Origin of the sequence: Pseudomonas sp. WS 5412, from assembly GCF_012985615.1 — a bacterium.
GTDB lineage: Bacteria > Pseudomonadota > Gammaproteobacteria > Pseudomonadales > Pseudomonadaceae > Aquipseudomonas > Aquipseudomonas shahriarae.
On the sequence record NZ_JAARMB010000028.1, the window covers coordinates 42,842 to 54,311 of the forward strand.

The 11,470-nt window shown below is 63.2% G+C and carries 11 protein-coding genes; 1 reads left to right on the top strand and 10 read right to left on the bottom strand.

What is annotated here, in order from left to right:
* Window positions 1–61 precede the first annotated feature (61 nt).
* Window positions 62–505, top strand: a complete 444-nt coding sequence (locus tag HBR94_RS26040) for a hypothetical protein (protein WP_057959889.1) — start codon at window positions 62–64, stop codon at window positions 503–505.
* A gap of 104 nt (window positions 506–609) precedes the next feature.
* Here HBR94_RS26040 and HBR94_RS26045 read toward each other — a convergent pair whose 3' ends face one another.
* The 10 genes from HBR94_RS26045 to HBR94_RS26090 all read right to left on the bottom strand — a co-directional run bounded on the left by HBR94_RS26045 (window position 610) and on the right by HBR94_RS26090 (window position 10,651).
* Window positions 610–1,587, bottom strand: a complete 978-nt coding sequence (locus HBR94_RS26045) for a LysR family transcriptional regulator (protein ID WP_057959890.1) — start codon at window positions 1,585–1,587, stop codon at window positions 610–612.
* 51 nt (window positions 1,588–1,638) lie between these two features.
* Window positions 1,639–2,568, bottom strand: a complete 930-nt coding sequence (locus tag HBR94_RS26050) for a peptidylprolyl isomerase (RefSeq protein WP_076964769.1) — start codon at window positions 2,566–2,568, stop codon at window positions 1,639–1,641.
* A complete protein-coding gene (locus tag HBR94_RS26055) occupies window positions 2,565–3,041 on the bottom strand; it encodes a YbjN domain-containing protein (RefSeq protein WP_170045779.1) in 477 nt (158 codons plus the stop codon). Before HBR94_RS26055 ends, HBR94_RS26050 begins: the two co-directional genes overlap by 4 nt.
* A gap of 22 nt (window positions 3,042–3,063) precedes the next feature.
* Window positions 3,064–3,690 (bottom strand): DNA repair protein, encoded by a 627-nt coding sequence (locus tag HBR94_RS26060; protein ID WP_115127987.1) that lies wholly within the window; start codon window positions 3,688–3,690, stop codon window positions 3,064–3,066.
* 17 nt (window positions 3,691–3,707) lie between these two features.
* A complete protein-coding gene (locus HBR94_RS26065) occupies window positions 3,708–5,399 on the bottom strand; it encodes a putative porin (RefSeq protein ID WP_076964767.1) in 1,692 nt (563 codons plus the stop codon).
* A 40-nt stretch (window positions 5,400–5,439) separates the two neighbouring features.
* The gene (locus HBR94_RS26070) at window positions 5,440–6,144 is read right to left on the bottom strand and encodes an energy transducer TonB (protein WP_057438707.1); all 705 of its coding nucleotides are present in this window, start codon (window positions 6,142–6,144) and stop codon (window positions 5,440–5,442) included.
* The gene (locus HBR94_RS26075; protein WP_057438708.1) at window positions 6,141–6,560 is read right to left on the bottom strand and encodes a biopolymer transporter ExbD; all 420 of its coding nucleotides are present in this window, start codon (window positions 6,558–6,560) and stop codon (window positions 6,141–6,143) included. The genes HBR94_RS26070 and HBR94_RS26075 overlap by 4 nt, the downstream gene beginning before the upstream one ends.
* A gap of 11 nt (window positions 6,561–6,571) precedes the next feature.
* Window positions 6,572–8,371, bottom strand: a complete 1,800-nt coding sequence (locus HBR94_RS26080; RefSeq protein WP_170045780.1) for a MotA/TolQ/ExbB proton channel family protein — start codon at window positions 8,369–8,371, stop codon at window positions 6,572–6,574.
* A gap of 25 nt (window positions 8,372–8,396) precedes the next feature.
* A complete protein-coding gene (locus HBR94_RS26085; RefSeq protein ID WP_057438710.1) occupies window positions 8,397–9,986 on the bottom strand; it encodes a ShlB/FhaC/HecB family hemolysin secretion/activation protein in 1,590 nt (529 codons plus the stop codon).
* Window positions 9,987–10,048: 62 nt separating this feature from the next.
* Window positions 10,049–10,651, bottom strand: a complete 603-nt coding sequence (locus HBR94_RS26090) for a transposase (protein WP_057438711.1) — start codon at window positions 10,649–10,651, stop codon at window positions 10,049–10,051.
* Window positions 10,652–11,470: the final 819 nt, after the last annotated feature.

The following is an 11,470-nucleotide window of genomic DNA, read 5'->3' on the forward strand; positions in this document are numbered from 1 at the left end:
AAGTTATTAATTAACCGTAAAGCCTCTACGAACGGTTTAAATCAACTCTGAGGATTCACTAATGCCAACCCCCCAACCGCACAATACAACCGGCCATTTAACGGCGGACATTGATGGCCGCGCCTACACCGCCGAGTCTGTTTCACTTAACCTTTATAGTTCATCCATTATTGCCGGCGGTCCGATTGAAGGTATCTTGAAAGAGGGGATTTTCTTTACTTTCCCGGACCACATCAAGCCGGGCACATACGAAATGAACAGGGATACCCTTGTAGGTGCCTGGTACAACCCAGGGCAGAATCAGAATAGCTGGTACGCTGACAACAACGATGAGGACAAGATGGAAGTTATCTCTGTTTCATTGGCAGCCGAACCTTCATTAGAAATTTCTTTCAAGTTTTTTGCGGTCAATTCTGCGGACACGCAACAGCGTAAAAAAATTATCGGCGTCGCGAAGTTCGAAGGCGCCTCGCAACAAGGTACGGTGCAATACAAGACTCAATAACACTATGAGCGCCCAAGTCTGTCTATCGCTGGAATATCCCATTTGTAAAAAGGGCCGCGCTTATTAGCGCTGGCCCTTTTTATTGTTCGCGCCATTGAGCGGCGTCAGCCAAACCACTCCCGCCGCTCCTCAAAGGTGTTGACCACCATTGCCACAATCATCTGCACCTCCTGTGGATGCGCCGCCGCGGCATTGACCGCCATCCACACCTGGCGCTGCATATCCTGGGCAAACAAGCCCGGCAACGCCATCAAGCCCCGGTCGAAACAACTCATGTAACGCGGCAGCAAGCCAATGCACGCGCTGCAGCGGATCATCTCCAGCATCAGCGGATACGCCTGCACCTGCACCACCCCCGCCAAGCGCTGTTGCACCACTCGGTTCCACGGCGCCAATGCCTCGACCAAGCCGTCAGGCTGCCATTGCACCAGCATGTAGTCCGCCAAGTCATCCACACTGTCCGGGCGTGCGGCCAGGCGTGAGTAGCGTTTGGCGATATGCGGCAGGTAATCCAGGCAGGCCAGTGCCTGCGGTGGGTGGGTCGCAAAGCCCGGTCCCGGCTGCGGCGAGTCGACGCCCGCCAGCCACAGCACCACGTCGGCTTCCACTGTCTGCACGGCCTGCGGACTGTCGATACAGACAATCTCCAGGCGCACACTGGCATTGCGGCGCAGCAGGGAGATCAGGTCGCGCCCGAGGATGTCATGCAGGATGGTCTCGGCCACTGCCAGACGAATCAACGGTTGTTCCTGCACCGGCACCCGCCGTTCATTGGCCAGGGTCACCAGCCGCGCCTGGAGCTGCAGGCCGTCACGGCTCAGCGCCAGGACATTGCCCTGGTAGCTGAACAGTGAACGGCGCATCTGTGCTTCCAGTAACGCCAGGCGTTTGCGCAGCAATGTGGCCTTGATGTTCAGGCTGCGGGCCGCCTGCATGAAACAGCCACAGCGGGCGCTGATCAGGAAGTAGCGCGCCACCTCCGGGTCGATGCCCGCAGCCAGGGCCAGCCAGGCTTCCCGGGGTTCGCCGGGCGCGCGGTAAGGCGTCATGCCGTGGGGTGCTGCAGGTTCTAGATAGTCCATGGGGGGAACTCCCTGTCTTATTGGGTCTGTGCATCCATGCGTACAGCCTGTTTATTCCAGTACTTTGTTCAGTTGCGCCCCGTCGATGCTCAAGGTCGCGGTGTTGAGCATGCCCTCCAGATAGGCCTTGGCGATCTGCTCCTGGCGCTGGGCGCGCAGGGCCTCGGTCAGGCGTGGGCGCAGTTCTTCGAGGCTGGCGGTGCGCGCCGGTTGGTGCTCGGTCAACTTGAGCACATGGAACCCCGCCGCGCTGTGCACCGCATCCGATACCGCACCCGGCTTGAGCCGCGCGACCACGTTGCGCACCTCTGGTACCAGTTGCTGCAAGGGTTGCAGGCCCGAATCACCGCCGCGCCCGGCGCTGCCGGCGTCCTGGGAGTACTGGCTGGCCAGCCCGGCAAACTCCGCCGGGGCCGCCTGGGCCCGGCGGCTCAGTTCCTGGGCCTGGCGCCGCACGGCCTCGGCATTTTGCGGGTCGTCCACGGCGAGGAAGATCTGGCTGACCCGGTACAGCGGCGGTGTCATCCACTGGGCCTTACCGCTGTCATAGGCCTGCTGCAACTCGGTGGCGCTGGGGTAGTCGGCCGGCACCTGGCTGACCGACAGCAGGTAGTCGCGAAACACGATCTGCTCGGTGGCGGCGCGGGTCTGTTGCTCGACGTCCGGGCGTTGCCGCCAACCCTGGGCATCGGCCTGTTCGAGCACGGCCTTTTGCGCCAGGCGCGAGCGGATCCAGGTTTCCAGGGCACCCCGATTGGCGCGCAACTGCTCGCGCGATTCGGCCGGCAAGGTGGCCAGCAATGCCTGCAGTTCCGGCACGGCCACCTGTTGATTACCCAGGCGTGCCACCGCCGGGCCCTCTGCGCCGATCACCGGGGCCGGTTGCTGGGCCGCGACCGGGTCGCTGCCCGAGCGCAGGCCCAAGCCCACCGCCACCCCCAACAGGGCCAGTGCAGCTACCACCAGGGTTGGTTTTTTCACAGCGCCGGCGCCTCTTCGCGGGTTTCAACCTCAGGTACACCCTGGGCTTGCAGGTGCGCGGCGGTCTGGCTGTATTCACGCAGGTAGACGATAAATTCCTGCAACAGCCGATCCCACAACTCCAATTGGCTGCGCAGGTACAGGGCACCGACGCCAGCCACCATCACGTCCATCTCCATCAGCAGGAACTCCCCCTGCACGGACAGCCGGGCAAAGCGCCGCGAGGTGTTCCAGACCGGGGCCAGGCCTGCGGGCAACTCGCCCTGGACCCGCAGCGCGCAACTGTAGGTGAAATCCACATAGGCGCCCTGCTCCGCCGCCGGGTTGCCGAAGCGCACGGCAAAGCCGATGCCCTGGCTGGCGCTGAGCAGGTGCACGATGCCGTTCTGCTCGCTCTGGTTGACCCGGTAGCCGGCCTCTTGCAGCAACTCGGTCAGGCGCTGGGGGGTCACGCTGCTCATCAATTCGCTCATGGTTAACTTCTTCCTTGGTTGATCAGTGATTAAGCGCCGCCTGGGGCGCATCGAATCGGCTGTTGTACAGGCCATCGCCAAAACCCTGGGCCAGTTCTTCGAACTTGACCCGCGCGCCGCTGGCGAACGGTTGGCGAATGCTCATGACCTCGGCCACGTCGATTTTTTCGTAGGCCGCGAGCAACGCTTGGGCCACGCCATACATCTGTTGATTCTTGGCTGAACATTGCTGCACTTGTGTGTCACGTTCAGCCAGTTGCGCCTGCAGGCGCGCGCGCTCGGTTTCTTTGCCACGGGCCAGCACCAGCAGGTCGTCATACGCCTTCTTGAACTTGCCGGTCTGCTCGGCACTCGCCGCCACTTGCGCCTGGGCCTGGCTGTGCAGGCTCTGCTGCTGGCCGGCCAGTTGCTCGGCCAAGCCTCGGGCCTTGTCCAGCTCCAGGCTCAACTGCTTGATCTGCACCTGGGCCTGCTTGGCCTGGTTTTCGGCGGCAATCCGTGCAGCGGCGGCCTGGGCCTGTTCGCTTTGCAGTGCCTGCAGCTGCGCGGTGGTGCTGCGCAACTGGGTGCGCAGGCGCTCCTCCATGCCTTCGGCCGAGGCGCCGGTGGCGACCAGGGCCAGGACCAGTCCGCAAATTCGCATGTTCATGGGTATCTCCCGGCGCGTCAGAAGCGCGTATTCAGTTCCAGTTGCATCACATCGACTTCAAACGGCGCGCCATACACCTCTGAAGCGCTCAGCCAACGGGCGCTGGCGTAGATGTTCTTGTCGATGCCGTAGTTGCCGCCAATGAAGTAGCCCTTGGCGTTGGTGCCGCCGAGGTGGAAGGACGAGTCGTTGAAGCCGTCCGGCAAGGCATCCGGCTGGATGTACTTGTAGCCAGCCAACAGGTTCCAGTCGCCGGCCTTTTTCATCTCCAGGGCGCTGCCGAGGGTGAACTGCACCATCAGCGCATTGCCGCCACTTTCAAACTGGCCCTTGCTGTTGATGTTGTTGACGATCTCGCCTTCGCTGCGCTTGAGCATCTCGCCCTTGTCGTAGGCCAGGTTGTGAATGAAGTTGGCCTGGCTGCGCAGCTTGAAGTCTTGGGGCAGTTCGCTGTCCCAGACCAGGTTCAGGTCCAGCACATCGAACTTGGAGGCCAGGCCCACGTATTGCGGTTGCGGGGTCAGGCCCGGGGTTGCCGGGTTGGCGTTGATATTGCGCAGCAGGAACACGCTGTTGCCCTTTTGCATAAAGGCCACGCGCGAGCCGTCGGTGTCGCAGCCCGGCGCGCCGGCCCATGGCGAGCAAGGGCTGGAGCGCTGGCCTTCGATGTCGTCGAAGCGGTAGTAGGCCAATGCGCCCTTGAGGCTGTTGCTGCGGTTGATCTTCCAGTTGGCGCCGATCTGCCCGCCGAACAGCCATTTGGTGTCGCTGTCTTCCTTGTCGAAACCGTTGCTGCTGGCGGTGTCGGAGGTGTACTCCACCGGGAACGCGCCCAGCGTGCCGAACAGGCCCCATTCGTTGTTGAGGCTGTGGTTGAAGATCGCCGCCACGCCGTCGAAGTTGAGGTCGCTGGAGTACATCATGTCGGTGGAATAGAACGGGTTGGCGATCCGCCCGCCCGTCAGGGTCAGGTCCTGGGTGGCCTTCCAGGTCAGGTAGCCCTGGTCGAGCCAGATATCTTTCTTGCCAAAGCCGCCGCCCAGGGTCTGGGTGGTGGACACCGGGTTGTTGTCGGAGCCGGTGCCGATGCGGATGCCTGCGGTCCATTCCGGCGAAATGATCGCCTTCATCCCCAGGCGTGCGCGCAGGCGGAACAGGTTCTCGCGGTCTTCACGGGTGTTGAGCAATGGCGGCAGGCGGGTGTTGGTGTCTTTGTTGACGTCGTAGGGACCGTTCTCGTTGAGCTTGGCGTAATCGACGATTTCGTTGCTGTTGTTGCCAGAGAAAAACCGCGACTCGTCACGCAGACGGATGTCGCCATCGAAGCTGATACGCGAGACCCAATCCGGGAAGGTGTTGGGCTGGGCCCAGTTTTCCTGCTTGGCAGTGGCCATGACTTCGGCCTTGACCTGGTCGCGGATCTGATCACGCACGGCGGCCGGCACGTACTGCACCCGCACATCCCCAGGGGCCGCCGCAGGCCCGGTGGCGGCCACTGCGGTCTGGCGCGCCTGCACCGCCTCTTTCTCGGCCTGGGCGATCAGCCCCTCGGCCTGTTCCTGCTTGAGCACACCTTGCTGCACCAGCAGGCGGATCAGGTTGATCGTGGCGTTTTCCGAAGGCCCGGCCGGGGCGGCCGTTGCCTGGCCAACCAGGGTCGCGATGACCATGCCGACCGCCAGGGTCACTCGATTCACGTGGGAAATCATTTGCACACAACTCCTGTAGAAAACTGCAAAAAAGGTTGGCTCACTCCGGGCGTCGGCCCTTGAGGGACAGGCGCACCGGCAACGTCAGGGAGGCCGGTGTGCGTTCTTTCAAACGGGGCGTGGCCCGCAGTGCCGCCAGTACCTGGGCGTCGGTGTCGGCATCGCCGCTGGACTGGGCCAGCTCTACACGCGTGACCTCGCCATCGCCGCTCAACCACAGGTCGGCCTGCACCGCATAGGCCTTCTTGCGCAACTCCGGGTCTTCGCGCAGCAGGCGCTGGAACACCCCGGCCAGGTACTGCTTGAACGTGCCCGTGCCCAGGCCGCCCCCACCGGACCCGGCCATGCCGCCGCCCTTGCCGGCCCCCACGTTGAAACCGTCGTTACCGGCCTGGGCATCACCGTCCATCTGCATCGGGTTGGCCAGGTCGTCGGCGGGACTCGGGGGTGCCTCTTGCTCCGGCTTGACCTCCTCCGGCGCAGGCGTGGGCTCAGGCTCGGGGATCTTTTCCTCGACCTGGGGCTCGGGCTCCTTGGGCGGTTCCGGGGGCGGCGGCGGTGGTGGCGGCAACGGGATAATCATCGGCACCTTGGGCGCTTCGCGGCGCACGCCGCTCATGTCATTGGCCCACTGCCACAGGAACCACGCGGCCACGGCGCCCACCAGCAGGCCGGCGCCCCACTTCAGCGGGCGCAGCGGCGACTTCTTCACGGGCGTGGGTGGGATCGGCATCTGTGCGGTCATGATGGTTTGCCAGTGACCAGGCCGACCTGGGACAGCTCCAGGCGGCGCAGCAAATCAAGCACCTCGATGACCTTCTGGTACTGCACCGTGGCATCGCCGCGCACAATCACCGGGAACTCCGGGTTCAGGGCTTTCTCGATGCGCAGGCGTTCTTCCAGTTCCCCCAGGGTTACCGGGTAGGCATCGAGGAATACCTGGCCGCCGTCATTCACCGAAATCGCCTTGGTCTTGGCCTCGGACAACGACACCGAGGCACTGGCCTTGGGCAAGTGGATCTGGATCCCCGAGACCTGAGCCGTGGCGGTGAGGATAAACATCACCAGCACCACCATCAGCACGTCCACCAGGGGCGTGATGTTGATGCTGTCGACGGCGGCGTCTTCGTCATCGTCGTGGGAGGCATTCACAGAAGCCATGCTGATTCTCCTCAGGCCGGTACGTGGGCTGGCTGGGCGCGCCGATGCGCGGCTTCGCTGGACTGGCTCTCGCCGTGCATCTCGGCCAGGCGGGTGATGAACTCATCGACGAACACCCGCATGTCGGCACTGACCTCCTTGTTGCGGGTGATCAGGCGGTTGTAGCCAAACAGTGCGGGGATCGCGACAAACAGGCCCATGGCGGTGGCCAGCAACGCAGCAGCCATGCCCGGGGCGATCGCATTGATGTTCACGTCGCCGGCCATGGCCGTGCCGAGGAACACCACCATGATCCCCAGCACCGTACCGAGCAGGCCGATATACGGGCCGCCGGCAATGGCGTTGGACAGGGTCGAGAGCTTGGCGCTGAGCTGCTGGTTTTCCCGGGTGCGCACGCCGTCCATGGAGCAGCGGATGGCTTCGATGGTGGCTGCCGAAACCGAACTGGTGTCGGCGCCCTGGGCGCGGCGGGTGCGGATTTCCTGGACGGCGACGCGGTACAGGCGCCATAACGACGAGTGGCCGAGGCGCTCGGCCAGGATCTGGTCGTCGTAGTACATCTCCAGGCGGGTGCCGATCTGCGCGAACTGCTCGCGGAAGATCTCGTTGGCACTGCTGACGCGGCTGACCATGCGGTTCTTGCGGAACATGATGACCCACGACTGGACCATCATCGCCACCAGCACCAGGATGATCACCCAGGCGTCGATAGGCACGGCCTTGAGCAAAAAGCCCAGGCTGCCGAAACCAAAGCCCGACTGTTCTTCATCCACGCCATAGGCCAGCAGTTTCGACTCAGAACCCTGGGCGCTGGCATCGGCCAACAACGCCCCCGCCGGGCGTGCGACTTTGGACAGGCGCAGCTCATCCATCGCCCCGGCAAAGGGCAGCAGGCCGCCGGTGGACTCCGGCAGGTCGGCGCCAATGGCCAGTTGGGAATTGAACGCCGGCATCGCCAGCGCCAGGGTCGCGGTTTCGCGGCCGTTGACATACAGGGTCACGGCGTTGCCAGCGGCCGTAAAGGCCAGGTGTTGCCATTGGCCGGGGTTCAGCGGCTGGGTCGATACCGCACGCTGGCCGTCGATCTCGACAAACGGCATGCCCTGGTTCAGGCCCAGCACCAGGCTGCTGCTGCCTTCACGGCGGGCCAGCACCACTTGCTCACCGGCGGCCTGGTCCAGGCGCAGCCAGGCACTGAAAGTAAAGGCACCGCTGGCGGTGTGTTGCAACGACGGACTGGCCGGCAACAGCAACGGCTGGCCGCTGAACTGCAAGGCCCGCCCGATCACGCCGTCGATGCTCGCACCGGTGGCGTTCAGCGCGGTGTTGCCATAGGCCGTGGTGTCACGGGCCGGCGTGCCGTTGGCGCCCTCGAAATGGTAGAGCGCGGTGTAGCTCGGATCGAACGTCAGTTGGCCGTTGCCGGTCGCCGGGGCCTTGTCGTTGCCGTAGTACATCCACAGGTCCTGACGCTGGCCGCCTTCGATCTTGGGCACATCGACCCAGATCAACGCCATGCCCATCAGCGGGTCGAAGCTCTCGATCTGGTGATTGAACACGGTCTTGTCGTCGGCGCTGACAAAGCGCAGGTCGGCGCCGTCTTCCTTGACCCCGTCGAAGGTGAAGTTGCCGGTGTGCAAGCGCACCAGCAAGGCAGTACGGCCCAGCGCCTGATTGATCGCGGCGCCTTGGGGGGTGGTGTCCAGCGAGATCTGTTTACGGTAGTGCCAGTCGTCCTGCCACCAGGCTTGGGCGGTGGCCGGGAGCACGAAGCCCAGGCAGATCAACAGGCTCAGAAATAGGCGTTGCATGTGAAGGGTTCTCCGGAAAAAAGGGTCAGAAAGTCGCCTGCACACTGAAGTGCAGTCGCGAGTCCTGTTTCTGGGTGTTCGGTCCATCGAGCAGCGGGTAGCCCCAATCCAGGCTGCCGGACAACCACTTGCTCAAACTGGCACGGGTGCCGAGGCCGACGCTGGCCAGGCTGTATTCGTCTTCCTGCTCGGGCAGCGGGTCATGCAGGCGCAGGCGCGCGCCTTCGGCAAACGCGTAGAAGCGCCACTCCTGCACATAGCTGCCGAGGAACTTGGCCAGGGATGGCGTACGCAATTCCTGGGAGAGCAAGTAACCCTCATCCCCGGTGCGCTCAGCGGCCAGGTAGCCACGGATCGACGTGGCGCCACCGGCCGAATACTGCTCGTTGGAGACCAGCGGGCCAGACGCCAGTTGGAACGCGGTCTTGGTCGCCGACTGCCAGTCGCCGGTGAAGGTGTAGGTGTAATTCAGGTCGCCCTTGAGCACGGCAAAGCTGGGGCTGGCCTGGTCGCGTTTGTACTGGAATTCTTCGGCGTCGCTGCCGTAGCCAAAAAACGCACGGGTTCCGACCACCAGGTTCAGGCCCAGGCCCAGTTGCGCCTGCTCGGTGTAGCGGTAGCCGTTGTAGCCGAAGGTCAGCGGCGCGTACTTGAGCGGGATCTGGTCGCGGCTGGCGCCGAACTGCATCTGCTCCTCGAAGTCCTTGAAGTCCACCCCCACCGATAACGAGTTGGCCCAGACACCACTGGCCGGCAGGTTGTAGATCGCCGAGACGCCGTAGGAGTGCCCCTTGCCCAGCACGTTGCTGCCGCCGATGGTGGCGATATTGCTGTCGGACTGATAACCGGAGAACTGCACGGTCCAGCGCTCGTTGAGCGGCGCGCTGTAGGCGCCGGACCAGACCTTGGCGTTTTCGCTGTCCTGGGGCGCAGTAAAGAAGGTCAGGGACACGCTGTGGCCCAGTTGCCAGAGGTTGTCGTAGCCCAGGGTCGCGACACTGCGCAGCTTCTCGGTGTCGGCGCTGTAGTCGTTGTTCAGGCCGAGGCTGGCGTGCCAAGGGTTCTGGTCCTCCACTTGCAGGTCCACATCCATGGTGCCGGGGCGCTGGCCCTCGCGCACCAGCGGCGTGACCTGGCGCCCTGCCCCGCGATTGAGGCCGGCGAGCTGGGTCTGCACCGTGGCAAAATCCGGCACCGCCCCCTCCTTCAGCGCCGAAACTTCTTCGCGGATCTCTACCGGCGAATAGTGCTTGGCCCCCACCACCCGCACTCGGCCGACCTTGGTCTCGCTGACTTGCAGGTAGACGATGCCGTCATCGACCTTCTGCTCGGGCAACTCGACAAACACCGACTGATAACCGCGCGCCTGGTAGATCTTCTGCAAGGCATCGCGGGCGCCTTCGATATCGCTCAAGGTTTTTTGCGGGCCCAGGAACGGGTACACCGCCTCTTCGATCGCCCGAGCGTCGAGCACCGTATTGCCGCGCACAAAGTACTCATTGACGTCCACCCGCCGCACCGCGGCCTCGGACGCGCCACCTGGCTCATCGGCTGACACCGGCAGCGCCAGTGTCAGCCAGCACAGCGCCAGCGTTGATTTGAACAGATGCGTCACACCGCCCCCTGGATTACTCGAATGGCTGGCCTTCACGGTTGTTGGCACCACGTTCGGCCGACTCAATTGCTGGAAGTCGAGGTATTGGCATGCCGTGCCAGCCAGGTATGCAGCAGCGCGAAGTTCAAGGAGAACTCCGGCATGTGCAGCAAGGCGCCACAGAACACTTCACCGATGATTTTCTGGATCAACTGCACCGCCCGTGGGTTGCCCAGGAGCGTGGCGATATCGCGCTGCAGAACGTGGATGCCCCACACTCGCTGGGTCAGGTCGAGGCCGACGAACCAGCGGAACAGCAGGTTGTAGTTGAGTTGCTCGTGCAGTTGCTGTTCGCTGGGCACCGAATAGAGCAGTTGCAGCAGCAGAATCTGCAGCACCGTGCGCGGGGCGATAAGCATGCCAGGCTCGGCATTCAGGGCCTGCAGCAAGTCGTGGTGCTGCTCCAGCACCTCGTCGATCTGCGGGCGCAGCAACACCAGGGAGTGACCGGCAGGTATATAGCTGGACACCTCTTTCAAAGCGCCTTGCCAGTCCTCCTGGGACACGATCCAGACCCAGGGCGCGCCATAGCGATAGACCGACACCGGCTTCTTGCGGGCGGCTTCGACGATCTTCGACAGGCGCTGATCGAGTTCCTGCATGCCTACTTTCGAGTAGCGTTCCATAGTTCCCATCCGCCCCACTCCTGGCCTGTTTCGCGTGCTTGAGCGCGTTACATAGGCAAGACGGAGGGACGGGGGGACTACCGAACTTTTGTCATAAAAGCTTCATTCCGCAGGGCTGATTGTCGGGCGTCGTCAGCAACCTAATGTGGGAGAGGGCTTGTTCGCGATGGGCGTAGGTCGCTACACAGCTCTCTTCTGGGTTTGTGTGTACATATCCGTTGCTGCGGTTACGGCGGCTATTGATTCCGCCCTTACGGCGGGTCACTTTTGGAAAAGAGCCCCAAAAGTAACCAAAAGGGCTCTTGCCCCACCACTCGGCACCTCGCCCAGGCTCGGTGTGCCCGTCATCCGACATTGATTTGGGGGGCCGCCGCGATGGGCCATCCATGGCCCAGCGCGGCTAACCCGGCGTCCTGCCGGGTTACCCCCCAAATCAATATCGGATGACGGCCAGCGTGGTTTAACGGGGCGCCTAAGATCAAAATCACAAGCAAAGCGAGGCGGCCTGACAGCCGACCTGATCGTCGAGGCGTGCGCGTACCTCTGTGGGAGCTGGCTTGCCTGCGATGACGGTGTATCAGTCGATAAATGTATTGGCTGATGAACCGCCATCGCAGGCAAGCCAGCTCCCACAGGGGGGAATGCAGCTTCGCGCTCTGGCTTTGGCATTGCTGTTGCTGTTGCTGTTGCTGTTGCTCTGCTTTTGATCTGGCTTTTGATCTTGATCTCAGGCGCCCCGTTAAACCACGCTGGCCGCAGGCAGGCATTGCGCAGTGGGCACCCCGGCATGGAGGCGGGGGTAGCCGCGACACGGCCATT